The 24,880-nt window shown below is 32.4% G+C and carries 19 protein-coding genes; 2 read left to right on the forward strand and 17 right to left on the reverse strand.

Annotated elements, in window-relative coordinates; translation table 11 throughout:
* Positions 1 to 121: 121 nt before the first annotated feature.
* The 9 genes from ACWZFG_RS04390 to rfbG all read right to left on the reverse strand — a co-directional run bounded on the left by ACWZFG_RS04390 (position 122) and on the right by rfbG (position 10,086).
* Positions 122 to 898 (reverse strand): basic amino acid ABC transporter substrate-binding protein, encoded by a 777-nt coding sequence (locus ACWZFG_RS04390; RefSeq protein ID WP_455577149.1) that lies wholly within the window; start codon positions 896 to 898, stop codon positions 122 to 124.
* 75 nt (positions 899 to 973) lie between these two features.
* Complete coding sequence (locus tag ACWZFG_RS04395; RefSeq protein ID WP_455577150.1) at positions 974 to 1,747, reverse strand: basic amino acid ABC transporter substrate-binding protein; 774 nt, start codon at positions 1,745 to 1,747, stop codon at positions 974 to 976.
* A gap of 117 nt (positions 1,748 to 1,864) precedes the next feature.
* Positions 1,865 to 2,155: a zinc-ribbon domain containing protein gene (locus tag ACWZFG_RS04400; protein WP_147670151.1), complete on the reverse strand. Its 291-nt coding sequence runs from the start codon at positions 2,153 to 2,155 to the stop codon at positions 1,865 to 1,867.
* A 330-nt stretch (positions 2,156 to 2,485) separates the two neighbouring features.
* Positions 2,486 to 2,908 carry a PaaI family thioesterase gene (locus ACWZFG_RS04405; RefSeq protein WP_455577151.1) on the reverse strand — a complete coding sequence of 141 codons (423 nt, stop codon included), beginning with the start codon at positions 2,906 to 2,908 and terminating at the stop codon, positions 2,486 to 2,488.
* Between the two features lie 178 nt (positions 2,909 to 3,086).
* Positions 3,087 to 3,278 (reverse strand): YjfB family protein, encoded by a 192-nt coding sequence (locus tag ACWZFG_RS04410; protein WP_455577152.1) that lies wholly within the window; start codon positions 3,276 to 3,278, stop codon positions 3,087 to 3,089.
* A gap of 179 nt (positions 3,279 to 3,457) precedes the next feature.
* Positions 3,458 to 6,046: a glycosyltransferase gene (locus tag ACWZFG_RS04415; protein WP_455577153.1), complete on the reverse strand. Its 2,589-nt coding sequence runs from the start codon at positions 6,044 to 6,046 to the stop codon at positions 3,458 to 3,460.
* A 25-nt stretch (positions 6,047 to 6,071) separates the two neighbouring features.
* Positions 6,072 to 7,004, reverse strand: a complete 933-nt coding sequence (locus ACWZFG_RS04420) for a tetratricopeptide repeat protein (RefSeq protein WP_455577154.1) — start codon at positions 7,002 to 7,004, stop codon at positions 6,072 to 6,074.
* Between the two features lie 10 nt (positions 7,005 to 7,014).
* A complete protein-coding gene (locus ACWZFG_RS04425) occupies positions 7,015 to 9,021 on the reverse strand; it encodes an O-linked N-acetylglucosamine transferase, SPINDLY family protein (protein WP_455577155.1) in 2,007 nt (668 codons plus the stop codon).
* A gap of 12 nt (positions 9,022 to 9,033) precedes the next feature.
* On the reverse strand, positions 9,034 to 10,086 hold the full coding sequence (rfbG, locus tag ACWZFG_RS04430) for a CDP-glucose 4,6-dehydratase (RefSeq protein WP_455577156.1): 1,053 nt from the start codon (positions 10,084 to 10,086) through the stop codon (positions 9,034 to 9,036).
* 155 nt (positions 10,087 to 10,241) lie between these two features.
* Between rfbG and rfbF the strand changes: the two genes are divergently transcribed.
* Positions 10,242 to 11,021: a glucose-1-phosphate cytidylyltransferase gene (rfbF, locus tag ACWZFG_RS04435; RefSeq protein WP_455577157.1), complete on the forward strand. Its 780-nt coding sequence runs from the start codon at positions 10,242 to 10,244 to the stop codon at positions 11,019 to 11,021.
* A gap of 45 nt (positions 11,022 to 11,066) precedes the next feature.
* On the opposite strand, the gene rfbH is transcribed toward rfbF, so the two are convergent.
* Positions 11,067 to 12,416: a lipopolysaccharide biosynthesis protein RfbH gene (rfbH, locus tag ACWZFG_RS04440; protein WP_455577187.1), complete on the reverse strand. Its 1,350-nt coding sequence runs from the start codon at positions 12,414 to 12,416 to the stop codon at positions 11,067 to 11,069.
* Between the two features lie 38 nt (positions 12,417 to 12,454).
* Positions 12,455 to 14,317 carry a glycosyltransferase family 2 protein gene (locus ACWZFG_RS04445; protein WP_455577158.1) on the reverse strand — a complete coding sequence of 621 codons (1,863 nt, stop codon included), beginning with the start codon at positions 14,315 to 14,317 and terminating at the stop codon, positions 12,455 to 12,457.
* Positions 14,318 to 14,421: 104 nt separating this feature from the next.
* Here ACWZFG_RS04445 and ACWZFG_RS04450 point away from each other — a divergent pair, with 104 nt between their 5' ends.
* Positions 14,422 to 15,537 (forward strand): acyltransferase, encoded by a 1,116-nt coding sequence (locus ACWZFG_RS04450; RefSeq protein WP_455577159.1) that lies wholly within the window; start codon positions 14,422 to 14,424, stop codon positions 15,535 to 15,537.
* On the opposite strand, the gene ACWZFG_RS04455 is transcribed toward ACWZFG_RS04450, so the two are convergent.
* From ACWZFG_RS04455 to ACWZFG_RS04480, 6 genes are read right to left on the reverse strand one after another with little or no spacing between them, the layout of a single operon-like run.
* Positions 15,534 to 17,708, reverse strand: a complete 2,175-nt coding sequence (locus ACWZFG_RS04455; RefSeq protein ID WP_455577160.1) for a hypothetical protein — start codon at positions 17,706 to 17,708, stop codon at positions 15,534 to 15,536. The genes ACWZFG_RS04450 and ACWZFG_RS04455 overlap by 4 nt on opposite strands.
* On the reverse strand, positions 17,701 to 18,870 hold the full coding sequence (locus ACWZFG_RS04460; protein ID WP_455577161.1) for a radical SAM protein: 1,170 nt from the start codon (positions 18,868 to 18,870) through the stop codon (positions 17,701 to 17,703). The genes ACWZFG_RS04455 and ACWZFG_RS04460 overlap by 8 nt, the downstream gene beginning before the upstream one ends.
* Before the next feature lie 14 nt (positions 18,871 to 18,884).
* The gene (locus ACWZFG_RS04465) at positions 18,885 to 20,051 is read right to left on the reverse strand and encodes a radical SAM protein (protein WP_455577162.1); all 1,167 of its coding nucleotides are present in this window, start codon (positions 20,049 to 20,051) and stop codon (positions 18,885 to 18,887) included.
* Entirely contained in the window at positions 20,038 to 21,891 is a 1,854-nt protein-coding gene (locus ACWZFG_RS04470) for a B12-binding domain-containing radical SAM protein (RefSeq protein ID WP_455577163.1), read from the reverse strand. Before ACWZFG_RS04470 ends, ACWZFG_RS04465 begins: the two co-directional genes overlap by 14 nt.
* Before the next feature lie 12 nt (positions 21,892 to 21,903).
* The gene (locus ACWZFG_RS04475) at positions 21,904 to 23,049 is read right to left on the reverse strand and encodes an FkbM family methyltransferase (protein ID WP_455577164.1); all 1,146 of its coding nucleotides are present in this window, start codon (positions 23,047 to 23,049) and stop codon (positions 21,904 to 21,906) included.
* A gap of 54 nt (positions 23,050 to 23,103) precedes the next feature.
* Positions 23,104 to 24,879 carry a thiamine pyrophosphate-binding protein gene (locus ACWZFG_RS04480; RefSeq protein ID WP_455577165.1) on the reverse strand — a complete coding sequence of 592 codons (1,776 nt, stop codon included), beginning with the start codon at positions 24,877 to 24,879 and terminating at the stop codon, positions 23,104 to 23,106.
* Position 24,880: the final 1 nt, after the last annotated feature.

Consider the following 24,880-nt stretch of genomic DNA (forward strand, 5'->3'; position numbering starts at 1 on the left):
CTACTTTACCTTAAAATGCTCCAAAACTCTCTACTATTTACACATATGCATAAAAACTCTCTCAAGATATGCATGCGAAAGGGGTTGCAGTACTATGCAACCCCTTTTCATTTTATGTATTTTACTTTTGAGCAAACCATTTTTGATAGATTTTATCGTACTCACCATTTGCCTTTAATTCAGCTAATGCCTTGTTAACTTTTGCTACAAGCTCTGTATTGTTTTTATCAAAAGCAATTCCATAATCTTCCGAAGTCAAAGTTTCTGTCACTGCTTTCGCTTCTTTTGCTGCATCTTGCGCTAGATAATAATCATTTACAGGCTTATCATTAATTACAACATCAACACCACCAGCTTTTAATTCCATAAAAGCTTCTGGCGCATTGTTATATTCACGAACTGTCGCATTTGAAACTTTCTTAGCCGCTTCAGCTCCAGTTGTACCGATCTGAACTGCAATTCGTTTTCCTTCTAAGTCTTTAAAACTATGTATTGAGTCATTGTCCAATTTTACAACCATAGATAAACCAGATTGATAATAGGGATCAGAAAACGCTACTTTTTGCTTGCGTTCTTCTGTAATCGTCATACCAGAAATCGCAGCATCAATATTTCCGGCATTTAATGCCGGAATCAAGCCATCAAAGCCCATGCTGGCAATCTCTACTTTTACGCCCATTTTGGCACCGATCGCCTGCATCAAATCAATATCAAATCCGACATATTCTTTCGTTTGCTCATCTTGAAACTCAAATGGAGCAAACGTTGTTTCCGAACCAACCTTTATTACCGTCTCAGTGCTTGCTTTTGTAATTTGTTTACTCTGTCCACAACCAAAAAGCAAAACAGATAAAGAAAACATCGCTAAAGTAGTCAATGCAAGTAATCTTTTTGACATAAATACACCTCCAAAGACATAATCTATAAGCTTTTGAAAGTTCATTAACAATAAAATTTATTTAATATTTAGCAGTTATTTTACTTGCTTACCGAACCATTTTTCAAAAATTTTATCGTATTCACCATTTGCCTGTAATTTTTCTAATGCTTCATCAATTTGTTTTGCAAGTTCAGGATTTTTCTTAGAAATTGCGATTCCATAATCTTCAGCTGTTAGGATTTCAGGGAAAGTTTTTGCGTCTTTAGTTCCACCTTGTGCTAGGAAATAATCATTTACAGGTCTATCATTTACAACTGCATCTACACCACCAGCTTTTAATTCTAAGAAAGTATCTGCAGAGCTGTTAAATTCTTTTACCGTAGCATCTTTAATTTCTCTTGCTTTATTTGCACCAGTCGTTCCAATTTGAACTGCAATTGTTTTTCCTTCTAAATCTTTAAAACTTTTAATTGTATCGTTTTCATTTCTAACAACAAATGTTAAACCTGATTGGTAATAAGGTTTTGAAAACGCTACTTTTTGTTTACGTTCTTCTGTAACTGTCATTCCACTAATAATCATATCAATATTACCAGCTTCAAGCGCAGGAATTAAACCATCAAAATTTACATTTTGAATATCTGCTTGATAACCCATTTCTTTTGCAATTGCTCTGGCTAGATCCATATCAAAACCAACGTATTCTTTTCCATCAACATCTTGGAATTCAAACGGAGCAAAATCTGCATTTGTCCCAATTCTTAAAACTTTTGCATCACTCTTTTTCGTATCTGATCCACAACCTGTTACTAAAGCCATAACAACAAAAACACTAAGCATCAAAAGAGATATTAACTTTCTTGACATAAAAAAACCTCCTAATAATAATATATTTGATAATAATTTCTTAAAAAACATCCAACAAACACTCAAAGCCCGGATTTTACTCCGGGCCTAAGGGACACAACATCAATATATAATTATTTATTGGCGTTGAGCATTGAAGCAATCACGACAATAAACAGGACGATCATTGCGTGGTTGGAATGGTACTTGAGTAGTTACGCCACAGTTAGCGCAAACAACATCGTACATTTCACGTTGTGGTCTAGATTCGCCACCATCACGGTTACGTCTTCTAGAATCGCGGCAGTCGCGACAACGTACTGGTTCGTTTTCGAACCCTTTTTCTGCGTAGAATTCTTGTTCACCTGCGCTGAAAATAAAATCTTTTCCGCAGTCTTTACATTGAAGAGTTTTATCCTCGAAAGCCATTAAAAAAATCCCCTCACCTTTTGAGTTTTAAGAATATGCCTAGCCGACCTGGTTTTTGACCCCACACTCGCCTGCTGGAAAGTTCGCTACTAGAAAGTCCTTCCCTCACTACTAAATCTCTCGGGTATCACATCAATTATGTACAAATAAATCCCGGCAGGTCTTACCTCTAAGCTGCACCATGATCAGAGCCTCTTTGGACTCCTTACGTGGATCGTTTTGCCTGCAACTGGCATCGACTTCCAACCACGGACCTAAGCAAATTGTTCTTAATCATAAGTATAAATTTTTCCTACAAAAAAAGCAAGATTTTTTTCTGTATACAGCAATCTATTTGACAAAATTATCAATCACAAAGAATGTTCCTCGCGCTTTTGCACATAGGTCTCCTTTTTCACTTAGAATCTTTGCCTCAGAAACCATCGTCTTTCCTCCATTGTGTAAAACCTCAGCAACTGCAATCACATTTTCCCCAAGTTTAGCCGCCTTAATAAAGTTGATATTCAAATCCATTGTTACTACTTTTTTATTTACACTCATACACGATGCTCCCATCGCAGTATCCGCAAGTGACATTAATACCCCACCATGTGCAATTCCATGTGCATTCGTATGCTTCTCGGTAATCGGCATCCCTAGCGTCACTTGTCCATCTTCGATATTCACAAGTGACATATCAATTACATGAATAAATGGATCATTCTCATAAAACTGCTCCATTTTTTCCATAAATTCTTCCGTAAACTCCGCCAAAACAATTCCTCCAGCTATTTATAATACTTTTATTTTTTCTGTTAAAACAAATTTAATACAAAAATAATTTTTTACAATTACCTTTAATTATTTATTACTATACACAAAATAAGTTTTATTTGCAATTTATAGATTAAAGGCAAAAAAATACCGTCTGCCGATGCAAACGGTATTTTTATTACGCAATAATATCAAGATTAGAGCCAAGATACGGCTGCGCTGCATGTTGTTCAGCCATAACGCTATTCAACATATCCGCAGTGCTTTCCGCACTCCCCATTGCCATCTTTAGCACTGAAGTACCCATATCTTGCGCTACCTTTTGATTACTCATTCCAACCGACATCGTCGCAATCGACATTGTATCCATAAAAGCACCCCATTTATTGTAAACTCCTATTAATATTATAGCATCGCTATTCTATTTATACAAAAGTATTTTAAATTTTCCGCTAGATGATTTACATATATTATTTTAAAACTTATTGTCATGAAATTTTCTTTTTTATTTCTTATACAAATCCAGTTACTATAAAGACTTAAAATAGGTTAGCGGCTCAAATATTCTTTTTTTAACACTTCGGCATACATAGCATATGCTGCTGGAAGAGTATGCCCTGATGAAGCATGTGCGCACCAAGCCTCGCTTTGTTTTGGAACTACTACTTTATAACCAATTTTAGCAGCTTCAAAGCATTGTGAAATATCATAAAAATCCCAGCCGGTAAAAATATCTTCCCGCCACTTTATATCATATTGTGTTGCTAAAATACATCCATCAACAGCTATTACTTCCTCATAATCAGCATAGACCTCCTGCCATTGGCTTTCATAGATATCTCCCAAAGCATCAGTATCCATATGAATTATTTTACCAAAAACTTCTTTGCTATTCCACCATACCATATTCGGTGGTAATGATTTTGCACCTGCTACACCAATGATCCCAATATAATCATCCTTTTTGAACACTTCCAATATATCCTTCAAAAATCCCTTATTGAGAATAAATAAATCTTGGTGTAAATATATTTTATATTTTGCATCCGTACTAGACATCCCCCTATTATAGCCACCTGCCATGGATGTGGCTTCGTGTACAGCAATATATTCCACAGTATATCCTTCCGGAATTTCAAGCTCTTTTAACATAGTGAGTACCTCTTGATACATCGCATCATTATTCACACACGTAATAAAAGCAATTTTTTTTTCAGATTCTTGATCTTGCTGCCTGCATTGCATCAATTTTTTCAATAAATTGGTAACGTCTTCATTCACTCCATTAAACTGTTTTAAAACATTAATTGCTGCATGCCCCTCATTCACTTTATGTAATAGGGAGGCTAGCGTATAAACCACATTAGCTTTATTAGCATATGTAGCATACAAATTCAATACCTTTTCCAATGCAGCTTCTATATCTCCCATTTTCCATAAAATAAGTGCTTTGTCAATCACGTTCTGACAAAAATCATCAGTATATACTTCCCATATCTGGTAATATGCACTTTCAATATCAGAAATATATAAATCCCCATTCATTAAATTAGATTTTACCATGATATTGCGTAAATTCTCATGTAGCCCGACTACCAATTCAATATCATTTGCCAGCCCTACTGCTTTTTCTATATATTCCTCTTTCGTATACGCTACCAACTCTTCAAGTCCGATATTTTTTAACAAACTATAACCAAATCTCGCACCATGCCTGCTACCACATAAAGTTATAACCGGAACGCCCATATATAAAGCTTCACAAGTAGTTCCACCGCCAGGATATGGATAAGTATCAAGTGCAATATCAACATCATGATATTCATGTAAATACGTCCGTGTATTCGCACGCAAATCTAATTGATTTTCTGAAAATCCCGCATGTTTTAATCTTTGAATTGCTATTTTTTTACCATCTTCATTATCAAAAATACTATTTTTTAATATCAATTTCGAATTTGGCACTTGGCGCATAATAGTATACCAAATAGCCAGCATCTCATCTGTAACCTTTGTAAAGTTATTGAAACTTCCAAACGTAATATACCCATTTTTTAAAACTGGTGCCTCACCAAATTCCGGCATCGTTGATGGTGCTGTATAACAAAAATGTGTATGAGGTAATCGTAAAAGTTTTTCTGTAAACAATGCATCATTTTGACCTATCGGATCAACATTTACATCCGTTAAGAAATAGTCGATTGCTGTAAGTCCAGTTGTGTTAAAATAGCCAATCCCACTTATTTGTATCGGTGCCGGTTTATAAGCTAATATAGGCAAACAATTATTTTGCGTATGTCCAGAGAAATCAACTAATATATCAATTTCATCCTGATAGATAATTTTTGCTACTCCTTGATCCGTCATTCCTTGAACATTTCTCCATTGATCAACGAAAGATTTTAATTGTTGACTGGTATCATCTTCACTGCATTTTGCATAGCAATACACCTCAAATATATTCTTGTCATAGCGAGCTAACAATTGATAAATAAAGAAAACCACCACATGATATCTAAAATCCGGCGAAATATAGCCAATTCGTATTTTAGGATGATGATGAATCACCGAATGCTTATATGGCTCAATATGATGAAACCATTCGTTATACTTTTTATGGTTAGCAAAAATTTCTTCGTTATGTTTTTCCGGCAAATAGTTAAGCGTAAACAAATAATTACTATAATTCTCCAACTTTTGTGACTCATTTACACCACATCGACTAGCTATTAACCAATGATCAAGACTATTTATTATATTGCCGAAAATTTTCTCGATATGCGCTAATAAATTGTAAGAAATTGCTAATACTTCTTCCGATATCTGCCCATCATAGTTTTGCAAAAATCGTTTTATTTTGATTACTGCACAGTCTAAATTCCCCCGTAGATAGTCAGCCCTCGCAAGTAAGAAATAAGCAAATACATATAATGGATCTAACTTTATTGCTTGCTTTGCATATTGCTCAGCCAAATCCGCATTGCCAAGTTCGATATAAATCCCCGATAGTACGCCAAAAATTTCGCTATCATTTCCATACAGCTTTAACAATGTTTCAGCTTTTTGTATCCCTTGATCATAAATTCCGGCATAAACCAATTCCATTAGATTTTTTTTTTCTGTTTTAGGTATCGCCATAATTTATTACCGCTCTTTCACCTATTTATTGTTGCAAATCTCTCATTATTTTAGCGACCATAATATCCTTTTCTTTTACTTTCTTAAAACATGCCAAGGCTGAATCTGTATCACCCATTTCAATAAATACACTGCCAAGATTCTTTATTGTTAAGTCATTTTTATTATCAATTGCCATTGCCAAATTCAGCATTCCAAGTGACAATTTTAAATTTCCCTCCAAAAAATAATCCTGCGCTAAAGTATGACACAACGTTACCTTGTCCATCAAAGAAATATTTTTTTCCATAACAGATTTTTGTACAACTTCTATATCTAAAGTTTTCTGGTTTTTAGAAGAGCACATAGATTTTTTTATTTCGTCATTTTCTTCTTCAATAGTGTCTTTAAACACTTCAATATTATCTTCATTAGAAATCTGTCTATTTATGGTTTCTTTATTAATATATTCCCATATCACAGGATACTTTGCTTGTAAAACCCGCTCATCCAGTTCCAAGAATGAAAACTTAAATATATCTTGAATCTTTTCTTCATACTCATCTTCAAAATTTTCTTTTTGTAACAGAATCAATTTATTTAAGCTACCTAATGCATCTTCCATTTTATCTCGTAAGATTTCCACTTTAATCGACAATAACAAAGCCGCTTTATATGCAGCATTCTTATTCAATACATTTTGAATCCACATAATAGTTCGATTATAATCACCAGTTAAATAATAAATTTCTGCAATTTCATATAAAACCTCAATTGTCACATAATTTATTTGCAATAGCTCTACTAAAGCTTGTAATGCATCATTATATTTACCATTTTCTTTCGCATTTTTAGCTACCTTTTGCAACGTAATAACTTCATCAGTTAACATTATGCTATCCTGTTTAATTTCTTCATTTACCGCGACTTGTTTATTTATCTGTGACTTTCTTTTCATACTCTTACTTCTTTTTCCCATAATTTCTGCCTCATTCCTTCTCTTTTCCTAATAATCTCATCTCAATGATACGTTGATACAAATCCTCAATATCCTTCATATATAATGCTCTATCCATTAGCGGAGATTTTTCCATCATTACACGCAAATTTTTATGAAGTAAATCAATTAATTCCGTATCTCTAGACAAGATGACTGCTTTTTCTATATATTCACTTGCATCTTTTGCTACCAATTCTGGCACCCCAACATTATGAAGGATGCCCTTGCCAAATCGTGCGCCATGCCTCTTCCCTTCCATAACAATAGTCGGGACTCCCATATACAAAGCATCACAAGTAGTTCCTCCCCCAGGATACGGAAAAGTATCTAAAGCAATATCTATATCCAGATATTCCTTCATATAGCTTTCATTCGCTGGACGAAACTCTACCCGTTTTATATCAATACCTGCTTGTATCATTCGTGTCTGCGCTTCCGCGACAATAGAAGGATCAAGATAAATCATGCTTTTTAATATAAGGCGGGATTCAGGAACTTGTGACAAAATTTTACTCCATACAGTTATGCAAACGTCGGTAATCTTCGCGTACTTATTGAAACAGCCAAACGTAATAAAGTTATTTTTCTTATATGGCGCTTCTGTAACATTTGGCGCATCTTCACGCTTACAATAACAAAAATGACTTTGTGGCATCCATAACAATTTTTCTACGAAATACCGTTTATCCACATTCGTATCTACATAATGATCCGTTAAGAAATAGTCCACTGAACCCAATCCCGTTGTATCAAAATACCCTAGACCTGAAATCTGTATCGGAGCCGGTTTATACGCCAAAACAGCAAGTCCAGTATCTGCCGAATGCCCTGCCAAATCAAATAATATATCAACTTCATCCTTATAGATAATTGCGGCACATTTATCGGCGCACATTCCATTTACATTACGCCATAAATCAACCTTTTCTTTCAGAGTTTCCGTAAATGAGTCCTCATTTCCTAATGAATAACAAATAACTTCAAATAAATTACGATTGTAATCAACCAATAAAGGAAAGTAAAATTGAAACATTACATGACGACGAAAATCCGGGGAAATATAGCCAATCCGGATTTTCCTTCGCTGTGATTTACAATGGTGCGCATACTGTTGCACATTTGAAAAATAAGCAGCATAACGTTTATGCTCTCTTAGCAATTCTTCCCTTGATAAATTCTCCCGATAATGCAAGCACACAAGATAAGAACTAAATGCATCACGCCGTGCCTTTTCTTCAGAAAAAATTTGACTAGCCAAATGATAGGCAGTCATCGCTTGTGCAATCTCACCCACGGTCAGATACATTTGCCCCAAAATCAATGCATTCTGCCCAATAAAGTCACTTTTTCCCCCAAGTTTCAGCTCACCACAAACGATAGCATTTGATTTTTCTAGCGCACGAATCGCCAAGCGATAGTGAAATCTAGCGCGTTGCCCCAATCCCAATAACCTATAAGCTTCTGCATCATATTGGGATTGCCCTTCTATCGCTTTCTCAGCATAATGAACTGTTTCCTCATATTCTTCTAACTGCCAATATACATAAGCCAATAGATAAAAAACATCTGCCTCACCATCACCGACAATCAAGAGGCAATAAAGTGCACCTAATGCAACATTAAACTCTCGTTTAGTAAGTGCAGCATTCGCTTCTTCCCATAAAACATTGCTATCCGTTTTTGCCGAATGTAACATTCTTTTTAATAAATTTAATACCGGGACAAGTTTATCTTCCGCAACCTCACATGCTTTTTGAGCATTCTCTTGCTCGCTTAAAAATAACAACTCATTATATGTATCGTATAAAAACGCATATATCTTTACAATTTTTTTATCGAAGTTACTACGATTATGTTGTTCAATGACACGCAGAGCTTCCTTGCTATCCCTCAAGATTCCCTGCCAAATCAACATCTTCGTCTGATGAGTAAGAACCTCGCGCCCATATACAGCTCCAGCTTGCATCAATGCTAACAATTCATCTATTTCCTGCATAGCCTTCTCCCATCACTTTTTCATAAAGCACCGAATCTGTTCATATGCAAATTCTTGCATATTTTGCTTGTCTTGATACGCATTGTACCAATCAACAATCCAATCCAACGCCTCAACAAAATTCATTTTCGGTTCCCACTTTAAACGCGACTTTGCCTTACTTGAGTCTAGGCGTAAACATTGTGCCTCATGCAATTCATCTACCGGATTAAACGCATACGAGAAATTTAACTTTTCTCCCAATCTCCTGACTAGCTCGCCAACCGTCCGAACATCACAATCATTCGGGCCAAAATTCCAACCTTCCGCCCACTCGTTTCCAATTTTATATAATCTTTCTGCTAACATCAAATAGCCATTCAACGGTTCTAACACGTGCTGCCATGGACGGATTGCCTGCGGACTGCGAATCGAAATTACTTGTTCAGCTTCTATTGCACGTAAACAATCCGGTACAATCCTATCCCTTGCCCAATCACCGCCACCAATTACATTTCCTGCCCTAACAGTCGCTACAGCAATCCCTTCATTTTGCAAAAAAGACTGACGATAGGAGGAGACTACCAATTCCGCACACGCTTTACTATTTGAATACGGGTCATATCCCCCCAACGTATCATTTTCACGATACCCCCAACACCATTCTTTATTTTCATAACATTTATCCGTTGTAACTACAACTACAGCCTTTGCTGATGGAGTGCGTCTTACGCACTCCAAAACATTTGCCGTTCCCATCACATTCGTTTGGTAGGTTTCAAGTGGATTTACATAAGAATCCCGAACCAATGCTTGTGCAGCCATATGTATCACGATATCCGGTCTCGCTTGCTGCATCGCTAATTCCAAATTTGCTAAATCATTAATATCGCCAAGCACCGACTGATGGATGACATGTTCCACCCGCGCTAACTCAAATAAACTAGGTGTAGTATTTGCCGCTAATGCATACCCTGTAACTCTTGCCCCGAGCATACTCAGCCATAAACTAAGCCAACTTCCTTTAAATCCTGTATGACCTGTTAAAAAAACTCGTTTATCATGCCAAAAACTTTTATTTATCATTTTGCGACCTCATTTTCTATTTTCTTTATTTTATCACATTTAACCGTAAGAAAAAATGAACCTTTTGTACAACAGGATATCTATACACTTTTGTCGAAAATACACTCTAACATAATCCGATATAATATTTTAAATATGAAAGGCGCGATTTGGATATGAAAGTAGTTATTTTAGCCGGTGGACTTGGCACCCGAATTAGTGAAGAATCTCACCTGCGACCAAAACCGATGATTGAAATCGGCGGCAATCCTATTCTTTGGCATATCATGAAGTTATATAGTCATTATGGCTTCAATGAGTTTATTATTTGTTTGGGTTATAAAGGCTATATGATCAAAGAATATTTCGCCGACTATTATCTGCACACTTCCGATATTACCTTTGATTTTACAGCTGAAAACAAAATGATCATTCATAATAACATCGCTGAACCATGGAAAGTAACACTTGTCGATACAGGGTACCATACACAAACCGGCGGCCGTATCAAAAAGGTGCAAAAGTATGTTGGCAATGAACCATTCCTGCTTACTTATGGCGATGGCGTCAGTGATGTAGATATGACTGCGTTATTAGCCCATCATCAACAGCATCGACCAATCGTTACCATGACAGCGATTCAGCCCGGTGGCAGATTTGGCGTATTAGATATAAATAATGAAACTACAACCATCAAAAAATTCGTTGAAAAAGCCAAAGAAGATGGGGGCTGGATCAACGGTGGCTTCATGGTCGTCGAACCGAAAATTTTCAACTACTTATCCGAAGATGAATCACTCATCTTCGAACGCCAGCCTCTGGAAACAATCGCCCAAGAAGGAAAATTGCAAGCCTTTAAACATCATGGATTCTGGCAATGTATGGACACCCAACGCGATAAAGCAATCTTAGAAAAGCTGTGGGAATCGAATAAAGCCCCTTGGAAAATATGGTAAACAAAACGAGCTTAAGTGAATGCTTCTTTCACTCAAGCTCGTTTTTTAGCTTCTTCCTCTATTTTTAGTAAATTCCCGAATTTTTGTAACCATAAAGTCAATCATCGCATCCGTCATTCCCGGATATACGCCAATCCAAAACGTCTGATGCATCACTTTATCCGTATTCTCCAATCCGCCAACAACCCGATAATCACGCTGCTGCTGACGCATTTCATCAAAGCATGGATGCTTTAACAAATTTCCTGCAAACAACATTCTCGTCTGAATTCCTTGTTTTTCTAAATAAGTAACAATCGCTTCGCGCGAAAAGCCAGCACCTTCTTGTACAGTTAACAAAAAGCCAAACCAACTTGGCTTCGCATTCTTTATTGGTTGCGGCAAGATAAAATACTTATCCAAATCACACAATCCATCATATAATCTTTGCCAATTCTCGCGTCTTTTCTTGATAAATTCAGGCAATTTACGCAATTGCGCACAACCGATTGCCGCTTGCATTTCCGTAACTTTTAAATTGTAGCCAAAATGTGAGTATACATATTTATGGTCGTATCCCCTAGGCAACTCACCAAATTGCTGTGAAAAACGATGCTTACAAGTATCATCATTGCCCGATGGACACCAGCAGTCACGCCCCCAATCGCGAAATGATTCGACAATTCGCTTTAATTGAAGATTGTTCGTATATACAGCTCCCCCTTCGCCCATCGTCATATGATGCGGTGGATAAAAACTAGACGTACCAATATCACCGATTGTCCCCGTATATTTCCATGTCCCATTATATTGGTAGCGACTTCCTAAAGCATCACAATTATCCTCAATCAACCACAATTGATGCATATCGCAAAAATCCTTTACCGCCTGCAAATCAAACGGATTTCCTAATGTATGTGCAATCATCACAGCTTTTGTCTTATCAGACAATGCTTTTTCTAACATACGTACATCAATATTATAAGATGGCAGCTCTATATCCACAAACACCGGAATTGCACCATATTGAATAATCGGTGCTACTGTTGTTGGGAATCCCGCCGCAACGGTAATCACTTCATCCCCTTTTTTGATGCTACGGTCTCCTAACTTTGGAGAAGTTAATGCCATGAAAGCTAATAAATTAGCGGATGACCCTGAATTAGTCAATGAACAGTATTTTACATCAAGAAATTTTGCAAATTCCGTTTCAAACTCCTTACAATATCGTCCTGTCGTTAACCAAAAATCTAAGGAAGCATCCACTAAATTCACAAGTTCCTGCTCATCAAAAACTCGTCCACCATAAGAAATTCGATCACCATCAGAAAAAGATTTATTTTTATCATATTGATATGTATAATATTCCTTCGTTGCAGCCAAAACTTTTTGGCGCAATTCTTCTTCTTTCGTCATTTCAGCCTCAATTCCTAAAATTATTTCTATATCTCCATTCAAGAAAGTACTTTTTCTATCATAATCATATACATTTCCGTCCCGAATTCATCGCTAATCACTTTTTTTTGTGAATCTGGCAAAGTATGAAACGCACTATCCATGTTTAATATAGCATCCACTTCCGGAGTATGTTTGCCTATGCGTTCCACGGTACACTGATTCAAAAACTTATGCTTTTCAAGCATTTCAATTAATCTACCACTATGAATTCCTGTAAATCCAATATTTTTATAGCCACAATCACCAGGCATATTATTTTGTAACAAATCAACAATAACTTTTGCACTGCGATAGTTCTTTATTAAAAATATAATTTTTCCATGCATCGTTAATCTTTTGTATAAATTTTCTAAAAATTCTATGACATCCTTTGTAATTAAATCATGTAATAAACACCCAATGGAAATAATATCGAAGAGCCTCTCTTCTTTATCTAGCATCTGATAAATGTCATTTCCACGAATCGTTTCATCATACATATGAACAGCATCTTCAATATAACGTTGATCTACCACCATACTTACCGTCTGCTCCGGTAAAATCCCATGTTTTTTTAAGCAGTTTTTGATTTGCAAACTACCCCCGCCAAATCTTGGTTCAATGAATAGCAACTTAGGATTTTGCTTTGGCAAACTAGACTCTAATAATCGTTCAACCCCAGGTAAATAGCATCTCGAATCCCAAGCATCCACACCCCATTTTTTATAATAAACTTCACGCATATTATTAAAAGAATTATGCTTTCGCTGTCCATCCCCTAAAGTTACCGAACCAAAATGATGCATAAACGTATCTTTTGCCAAAATTTGTTTTAATCCCGCACGACGTAACGAAGTAGATAAATCATCATCAACAAATTCATGCTGTAAATATAAAGCATCAATACCATCTGTCGCATGAAAAAATTTAACCCTACTCATTAAAATAAACGGCATTAATAACGACCGCTCTTCCCATAATTCTGGGCGAGATTGCTTATTGTATTCTTTTGCAAATTCATCTATTTTATTAATATCTTCAAAAGAGTTTTTATAAGGAACTATTATACCCTGTCCATTGCTAATTCCATCATGATTACAAGTTGGAACAACTGCTATAATTTTAGAATCTGATTTAATACAAGTCAATAAATTTTCCAACCAATTTGAAGTAGCAATAACATCATTTGAAAATGAAACAGCATACTTTCCTTGAACATTATATCTTTGAATATTATTTCCTAAAATATTATATTTCAAATTAATTTTTTTAGTATGTGGCAAACTATTAAAATATTCTTCAGTTCCATCATTAGATCCATTATTTATGGTAATTAATTCCGCATTTAGTTTTTTAAAATTTGTATACTTAAAAATACTTTCAATCGCCTTTTTAGTATACGCCAAATTATTATAGGCTCTAACAACGATAGAAACTTCATATTCATATTCAGTTTCGTCAATATCTAGACATGGAATTGCAGCTCTAAATTTATTTTCACGCTTAATACGATACTTCTCCCAATTTTCTGAATGGCGAATTACGTTATAATATAAGTCTAATATTTCTTTTAGCTCGTAAAATAATGGTAAAATTTCTAATTGTAAGATAGCCGCTCTATTATCCCCCTCTTTTTGAATCTTTCTTATTGAATATTCGATATTATCACAATATAAAAATATATTTTCCATTTTTGGGGAATCAATTTCTTTCATGTCGTGTAAAAATTCTTTTGTTTTACTAATAGCACTAATCATGCTGTTGCCAAGAAATATAAGTTCATCACTGCTGCATTTTAAGCAATTTGAATATAAATATTCTCCTGCTTCTATACAAGTATCTAACAAATTTAAAATTAAGTTTTCTATATTTTTATTCATATCATATCACCTCTCATGATATTATTTTTAAAATTAAAATAAAAGGATGTGAAATATATAATGTAGAAATATTCATACATAAATAATAATTTAGGAGATTTTATATGGAATATAATAATGAAAATGCTCGTATACTAACTATATCATCCTATTTTAAAAATAAAAAAATTCTCATTTGGGGAACAGGAGATGTTGGTCAAAGAATTTTCATACTTTTTAAAAAGTATAAAATAGACATATATGGATTTTTAGATTCAGCAAATGAAAAACAAACACTTTTTTCTAAATCTATTTTTTCACCAGATATCTTAAAACATAATAAAAATATTTATTATGTTTTAATTGGGGTTAACAATCATTTTTATGAATTAGTTAACATATTGCACTCCTATCAATATAATCATCTCTTAAACTATCAATATTTTTACAAACCAATTTCTGTGCAAAAGTCTTATGATTATATTGATTCCATGGGAAATAAAATATATGGATCGGTAGAAAACAATCAAGTAAAATTTTTTGGTTATAATAATACATTAATTATAAGAGATGACGCAAAAATAAATAATGCCGAATTTATTTTTCTCTATAATAATAGCACTATAGAAATTCAAGAAAAAAGTAACATAGCTGGCGTAATAAAAATAACTGACAATAGTCATATTATTATCGGACAAAAAAGTTATTTACATTCTACATCTACTATAACAGCTGAAAATAATAGTAAAATAATACTAGGAAATTCATTTATATCTGATCGAAATTGTGAGTTAAAAGCAAGTGATCATTCAATATTAGAAATAGGAAATAACGCTTCGATTCAAAAGGACTTTTTTGCATTAGTTAAATATAATTCATTAATATCCATCGGAAATTCTATAAAAACCTCATTATACGTATCAATTATTTGTAACGATGGTCATCCTATTTTCGATATAACTACCCAAAAAAGGTTAAATAATAAACCAAAAAAAATTTATATTGGTCATCATGTATGGATTGGTATTAAATCTGCAATTTTAAGTGGTGCATTAATTGCAAATGGGTGTATTATTGGAGCTAATACTGTTATTACCAAAAAAACTTTTCCAAATAATTGCATAATAGCTGGAAATCCAGCTATTATTCTTAAAAAAAATACGATTTGGGAACATTCTCAAACAAATCCAGATCTTATTGACGATAAGTCTCATTGGCAAGAAACAAATTCAAATTCTTAAAATAAGCTATCCCAAATATATTGCTCCTTTACTTTATCATATTCATTTTCAAATATAAAAATATATTTTAATTGATTTGAAATTTTAGAGTATTGGGGCGTTATCCCTCCCCAAATTAAATCAGCTAGTTTATAACTCCAGTAACTTTGTTTCAAATTCAAATTCAATTCTAAAATATCCTTAACATAAGCAATAATCCCACTATGCACCTTTTTAATCTCTTTGAAATTTTTTCTTGCTAAGTTTGATAATACATATACCGGCATACCATTATTGTCAAAATGCAACAGTTGTCCTGTATCTGCAGTAAAAATACTTTCCCATAGTAAATAATACTTAAGAAAATTCCATTGTTTATCTGATGAAAAATAATTTCCTAACATACTTTTTATATATTTATTATCCTTAAAATATCTATTAGGTAAGTTCGTTGTTGCAAAACATACTCCTGATACTTTTTTATTTAATAATCTCTCTACATAAAAAGGTATTGTTCCTGAGCTAACCAAATCAAATAGAAATATCTTATTATTTACATTAATATTTTCCCTATTAAGATATTTTTGATAATTTACTCGTTCCCACTCTGAATTATCCAAAATTTCGGTTTCATACTTCAAAACATATTGATGCAAATAATCTTTTTCTACAGTAGTTGATATTACTTGATTCTTATGTGAATCTTCTGGTATTGCATCAATTCCAAATTTAGTTTTTAATACATCACCCAATGTGCAATTTAATGCTGTCTCTACAATGATTCTTTCAATATCATGACGATTATGTATTGTCGCCACACTCACCGCGCGCCTTGAAGTTAGAAAATACTTTTCTTTAGGAAGCCTTTTTATATGTAATTTTTTTCTTAGTAAATTGTATAATTGATAAACTAGATATCCATCCCGAGCTGCAAATAATATAGTTCCATCTTCATCATTGATTTGATTAATCAACCAATGCATAAATACAAACGTAAAAGCTCCATAAAAACAATATCCTAGATCTATAGCTGAATCTATACTTATAAATCCTCTTGTTTTATTTAGCGCAAAAGGATTATTTAAGCTTTTTGCTACAAATAGCCCTACCATAATATTATCATAAATAGAATTAATATTTGATAAAAGATGACTCATAGAGGAATTCATTAATAACTCATAGGCACTCATTATATAATATGCATTAATTTGATATCGTTTTGCTTGTAAAAAATCAATGTGAAAATTATCGCCAATATGAATAATTTTCCCTTTATTTCTTCTTAGAACATTATATAAACTACCTTCTTCTTTTGTCATTTTATATTCTGATGATACTATTATATCAGTATACGAATGTATTCCACATGAATTTAATAGTATCTTTATTTGACTTCGGTTAAAATACATGTCTGAAGTTAAATATACTTTTTTATTATTATTTATCGCATATTCCAACATTTCTACCATTTTAGTTCGTGCAATAGCATAAGTAATTTCAACTTCAAATTCCTTATCCATAATTACACCTTTAGTTTTTTTATCAATATTTAACATGTTAGTGAATTTATTATAAATATCTCCATATGAAGGTGTTGCACACTTTTTTTTTAATAGCTCTTCAGCTTGAATCCGATATTCTCGAAATGGTATATTTATATGTAATTTATCTTTAAGTTCTTTTTCTACAATATCAAAAATATTATATGGTCGAAGTACCTTTCTCATTATTAGTGTATCAAAAATATCAAAAGAAATTATATCATGGTCCAAAATTAATTGTTTTAATTCATCTTCGCTCTTTTTCCAATACAAGTTATGCTGAAATTCTTTTTGGTTATTATCTATTTCGAAGTCCATTTCTATTAAATTACAAATTTCTATTCCATCACTTTGCAAATTATTTATTCTTTTATAAATAATTTTTTGAAACATTCTTCTTGCTACAATAATAATAACCTTTGCTTTTTCTCTAGCCTCTTCTATACTTAATACAGGATATCCCCAGAATTTCTTTCCACTATTTTCCGCATCCATTAGACCAATAATATTATATTGTTTTAAATGTTTTAAAAGGTATTGTGTATTAATACCAAGCCCATATAATATTATCGGTATATCATAATTATTGGAAAATTTCTTTTTAAAATTAGACAAAATATATTCTTGTTCTTCTGTCGCCTTGTCAATCATAATTTAACACCTTTAAATCTATTTGTTTAGCCGCTTTTATAAAATTCTTATTCACTCTTTCATATCCATTACAATAATTACAAAAATCCAAATATCCTTTTTGGTTGTAACCTAAATCAAACTGCATTAGAGTTCTTTTATTTACATTATGCTCCATATTGAAAAAAGCCTCTTCATCATCATTTGTTAAATTACTCCAGATAGCTGCTACTTGTCTATGACAATAATATAATTTATTCTTATACATAACTCTGTTTCTAAAAAAACATGTAGTAAACTTCTCACGTAATATATTTTCATTCAAATGTAAGCACCTTTTAGGATTCCCAAAATCAAGCCATATACTTTTGTCCGATAGCCTATAAAAAACATAATTATTATTTAATAATTTACATATTTGATTTACTTTATTTCTTTTATAAAAAACACTCGACTGAGAATAATCACTAATTGTAAAAAATACGTTATATTTTCTACAAACTTTTATTAACTCTTGTGATGGTAAAATCGTTCCATTTGTAGCTATAGCAAATTCACAAATATTATTTCTATACCTTGATCCTATATATTCTACAATCTCTATTAAATCATGGTTCATTAATGGCTCACCACCAATAAGATGAAGCTCTTGAACAAAATCAACCCATCGAAAATATAAATCTATATTTAATTTTATTTCATTTAAACCTATGTCCTGCGGATTATTTCGACATCCCATAAACACGGAACAATCCTGACATTTTAACGTGCATCTATCAGTTATATGCACATTTAGATGATGCATATATAACTTTTCTTCGGAATACATTTTGTAAATGCTTAAAAATACATTACTATAAAAAAAACTTTTATTCTCCTCTTTTCCCAATTTAATTAGCGATTTTTCAATTTCTTCAACAAAATCCAATGTTGCAACAATAATTATAGCTTTAATGTCTTCTTTTAATACATCTTCTGAGTAAATATATAAATTTTCTATTCTCGTTCCAATTTTTTCTTTATCGGAATCAATAAAGCCTTTTATATGTATTTTTAATAAATTAAAATGCTGTAAAAAATTCTTACCAGCAATCCCTGCACCCCAAATATAAAAATTTTGTTGAGGATTTAATAGAATTTCAGCTAGATTATCCAATTCTTTATTTATATTATTATATTTCATAAAATTATCACACTCTATCGTAATTGTTTTGCCGCTGGAACTATGCGCTTATAGATATGTTTTACATCATAACAAGTTTTACAATATTCTAAGAATCCATTTAATGTACAGCATAAACTAAATTCTAACAATAATTTTTTCATATCATCATAAGAATTATTAATATCCAAATAATCATATGATGCATCCGAAAACAATCCACCATTTATTGCTGCAGCCTGTCGACAGCAAAGATATATTTTTTCATTCTGTATCGTAATTGTTTTTCCAACACAAGGACATAAGTCAAATAAACTTTTTAGTTTCCCTTTGGTTGCAAGTTTTCCCTGTACATAATTCCCCTGAAAATCAAACCATTCTTTTTGTTCTCTAATTTTTAAATTAATACTATTTTCAGATAAGAGTTTTTTAATTGTTATAATTTCTTGTCTTTCATTAAACGCTTCAGATAAAGAATAATTACTGATAATAAAAGTTATATTATACTTTTTCAAAATTTTTAATAATTCCTGAGAAGGTACAATTGTTGCATTACTGACTATATCCATTTCATGAAATCTATCTGAATAATTATCATTTATATACATAATAAAATCAATTATTTTATTATGTATTAGTGGCTCTCCTCCAACAATATGAAGTTCATCAACATAGTCAACATATTTAAAAAATTTATCTATATTAATCTTTAACTCTTCCAAATTATACATTTTTTTCTTTTTTATTAAAGGCATCTGTAATAAACATTTCTCACATGATAAAGTACATATATTAGTTATCATGATATCTGTTTGCGCTAACTTTAATTTATTTTCTGTATAAAAATTATAAACACGTTCAAATAAACTAAAATAAAAATAATCTACATTTAATCGCTTATCGTATATTTCCAACCTTTCCGTTATTTCTTCAATACACGCTGGTGAAAAGACTGTAATTATTATTTTTATATTTTTTTCTTTATCTAATATATCTGGAGAAACAATTTCAAAATCTTCTATTCTTTCTCCAATTAAGTCTTTATTGCTATCAATAATTCCTTTTATTTTAAATAGATTTTTATTTTTTTCTAAAAATCTATTTCCCGTTTCTCCCGCTCCCCATATGTAATATTCTGTATTTTTATTGCATATTATTTCTGCGGCTTCATCAAACTGATGTCCTTTTCTAGTCCATTTCATGGTTTCTTCCCCCTGATATTTCATAATCGTATATCCAGTAAATATTCTTTACTAATGGATATTTTTTTGCAAAGTCTATTTTAACTTTATCGTAATTAACATTACCAAGACAAAATATAACTATTTCTACATTTAAAAATTTTATATCATTCGGACTATATACATGCTTACCATAAAATCCATGTTTTTGTTTATATGGATTAACATCAATTAAGGGAATATCATTATTTTTAATATATTGATTACATACATATAAATTATGTAAAGTTTCTCCACATCCCCAAATTGCAACATTATTTTTTCTAAAAAAATCTGTTATACTTTTCTCATAAGTTTTAAAATATAAATAATTTGGGAAAAAATCATACTTCTCATTACAATAGGGGCATACAAAATGACTTTGAAACATCATTGTAGAATATAAAATACGCGAATTTTCTTTTTCACATTTTTCACAGGTAAATACATGTCTATATTGTCCTGTACTAAAATCAGCAAAAATTTTTTCGTTCAATTTTTTTTGATATAATTCTGCAATTTTATTACGTAACTCTGCAGTAAATTCTGGTAATTTATAATGAACAATAAAATCATATTCTTCATTACTTAAATACTGTGATGAGTTAATTAAAGGACAACCATTCCTTATAAACTCTTCTGAATTTGAAATGCGCTGTGTCTTAACAGCTCTATTATACAATTCTGATCCAGGGAACAAAACAATTGGAGATAATGTTACATTCTCTAATAAATCAAAATGTTGCTTAATCCAACTTAATGTGTTTTCCACTGATGTCATTGTTTCTTTTGTATCCCCAAAGATAAAGCCCCCACGCATTTTTAATCCAGCCTCTTTAGTAATAATTAAAACTCGCGACATTTCTTCTACAGTTATTTTTTTTCTCATACTCTCTAAAATTTGATTATCCGCACTTTCAAGTCCATAAAACACGCCTATACAACCACATTCATTCATTTTTTTCAACAAATCTATTTGAATGTGTTTACTTATTCTAAGCATAACATACCATTTTATATGGTATGTTTTTATCATTTCACAAAACTCAACCACCCGTCTAGCATCGACTGCAAACAATTCATCATTCAGAAAAACTTCATTTACACCATATTTATTAGTCAAAAGATCCAATTCATTAAAAATATTTTTCAGGGAACGTTGACGATATGTTTTTCCTCCTGAGGAAGAACAAAAGGTACAAGAAAATGGGCAAGAACGACTCGTTGTCAAAGCAGCTGTAATATCTTGATTACTTGAAAATCTTTTTGCTATTTGAAAATAATTAAATCCATCATAATCAGGAAAAGGTAATTTATCTAAATCTTTAATTGGCTCACTTTCCCGAGTTTGATATAAATATCCATTATCATTATAAATAACACCTTTAACATTTTTTATATCTAAATTATTTTCTAATGCTCCAATCAATTCGCAAATAGAATCTTCACCTTCACCTATAATTCCATAATCCGCATTATCAATAATTTTCATTGCTTCCAATGGAGAATGTGTTACCAACCCCCCACCTATTATAGTAATAATTTCAGGATAAATTTTTTTAGCAATATCAATAATATCTTTCACCGCCCTATAATTAACAACTAAATCACCAGTCGCTATTATATCAATATTATTCGATAAAATATATTTTTTCAGGACATCTTCCATCACTAAATCTTCTAACATAAGATTTAGTGTATAAACGTTAAAACCTCTATTTTTTAAACTAGCTGATATATACAATAAACCTACTGGTGGAATATTCCAATCATTTAAAGCATATGGCACTTTTGGCATAACCAATAAAATATTTTTTCTCATCCTGTATTCTCCTTAAGGTATTACAGCATAACAAACCGTTTCATTCTGCATTAATGAATGATGTCGAATATATATTTTATACTCTGAGCAAAATTCATGAAGCAAGAATGGAACATTCCATAAATCGGTAATTCGATGGTATAGACAAATTGCTAATTGTGGTTTATTTCTCTCTATTAATCTTTTTGCCCCTTTTAGCGCGAGTAATTCACTTCCTTCAATATCCATTTTTATGTAATCAATTTTTCTTGCTTCCAAAAATGCATCTAATGTACACAAAAGCCCTTCTATAGTTCCCGCATAAGTTTTTTTACTAGCATTACTATCATTGTTATATAAAATTTTTTCTTTTTTATCCGAAACTCCAAAATTATAAAGTTCGACTTTATCTGCAATAGCATTCAAATGATTATTTACACGCTCTCTTAACTTTTGATAGTTATCTTTATTTAATTCAAAACAAAGATAATTCTTAAATCCATCTATACCTAAATTAGAAGAAATATATTCTAACGTATCACCATCAAATGCTCCACAATCAACTATAACTGCGTTATTATCTATCTCAATTATATCCCCTGGAATATAAATTTGCTCACTAAATATTTCACTATAGCTTATATCTTTGAGCTCCTCTTTAGTACTTAACAAAGCTTTCATTTTCCAATAAATAATTTTTTTTGATTGATCATCAGCTAAAATATCAAATAATACATAAAGATTATTAATGATCTTTTGTTTATTAAAGGAAAATATTTCATTTTGGTTCAATGAAAAATATTCACATAAATGTTTACATGTATCTTTTATTCCCATTTTAACTAATTGATTATATACTTTATCAACATCACCTAACGATATAACTACAAATGTATTTCCTAACTCAGACAGCCTTTCAGGGGAAATACATAGAATATCATCAATAATAATTTGATCCCACTTCATAGAGTTATTATCACAGAAGTATTCCACCTTATATCCAAGAGTCTTTAACAATAAATACGCTCTATGTCCAAGATGTCCAGTTCCAAATAAACACAGTTTTTTTCCCTCTAAAGATTCTTTTAACAACAATCTTTTTTCATTAGCTTTTTCTTCTTTTATTAAATCAAATTTTTCTAAAATTAAGCTAATAGTTAAGCTTTTATAATCGTTCATTTTTCTCTCCTAAATATGACTTTTTCTTATACTTTCCCTATTCACATAGATCCCTTATAACATATTTTCCTCCACTTCATATTTCGGTAAATATGGCCACATATCTTCCAATGGCTTAGATATCATATTCCCATTTGTCAATTTCATCGCTTTTACACGTGGCATTGCTACTTGCTCTGGGGATATTCTTACTTCACATAGTACCGGACCATCCGTAGTTAAAACTTTATTAATTATCTCATGAATTGCTTGACTTTTATCTAGTGCGAACGTCTTAAATCCATAAGCCTGTGCTACTTTTGTTATATTCGGTAAGCAAAGTTTTGTTTCAGCATTACTTGCAACATAATTACCATCAAAGAAGTTTCGTTGTGTTCCCATGATGCTAGCATAACCGCCATTATTCCAAATAAACATCTTAATCGGCAGCTTATGCTGGACAATTGTTGATAATTCTTGAATGTTTAATTGAAATGCTCCATCACCATTAATTAGAATCGTCCTTTTTCTATCATTGGCGATACAAGCGCCTAGCGCATATGGCACCCCAAATCCCATGGAACCTAAGCCTGCCGCATTTTTTATGCTCTGCCCCTGTTTTACTTTTAATGCCTGATACGTGATTTCGCCGGCTCCGCCCGAACTTTCCGGTACAATCACATCATCTTTAGTTAATTGATTACAAAGTGCATCAACAAAGGCATAGGCATTTACATAATCTTTATCTTCATAATATTCTGGTCTGACAACCGGATATTTTTCTTTCATTTTATTGCAATACTTCAACCATTCACCCAGTGCTTTTTTATCGGTATGAATCGTTTGTTTGTTGATTGTTTTTAAAGCACTTTTTACATCCGCTACTAACTTAACTTCAAACTCCATTTGCAGTTTATTAATTTCATGTTCGTCAATATCAATCATAATTTTTTTGGCTCTTGGAGCAAAATTTTCATGATTAAATGCAGTCAAACTACAGTCAAGGCGACTGCCTAAAATGATTAACAAATCAGAATTTTGCAAAATAAAATTTGCATAACGATGACCCATTCCACCAGGGCAACCAAAATAGTTAGACTCATCATAGCCAAACATGTCAATTGTTTTCCATGTAAGTAAAAATGGGATTTGCGCTTTATGGATGAATTGCTTGAGTTCATTAGTAGCTCCAGCAAGTTTAACACCATTTCCAACTAAAACTAAGGGTCGTTTTGCAGCCTTTATAAGGCTGGTTATTTTACTGATATCAGCTGCTTCAATAACCCCCATATTAGTGTCCTCTGAAATAAAAGCAGCCAACGATTCAACATCTATTTCCGCAGCCTGTACATCTAGTGGAATATCTAGCCAAACCGGACCTTTTCTGCCTGTCATCGCTAAATGATAGGCTTTTTCCATTTCATAACGAATTTGTTTAGGTTCAGTAATCGTCTTTGCATATTTTGTTAATGATTCTACTACGGGTACAATATTCACTTCCTGTGGTCCCATTTGACGGACACCACTGGATCCCATTAAATCACTACGTTTTACTTGCCCCGATATAAATAAAACCGGAGTAGAATCAATCCATGCCGCAGTAAGCCCTGTAATCGCATTTGTTCCCCCCGGTCCGGTAGTAACAAGTACGGCACCTAGCTCATTTTTGTGTTGAGCATAGCTTTCTGCCGCAATTGCTGCTGCCTGCTCATGCAGACAGCAAATATATTCTATTTTCTTGTTTTTTCCCAAAGAATCCACCAAATGCATACAACCACCACCCGGCAGCATGAATACATTTTTCACATTCTTCTCAGCTAAAAACTCCATTACATAATCTGATAATTTCATT

This window comes from Anaerosinus sp. (genome assembly GCF_965318445.1).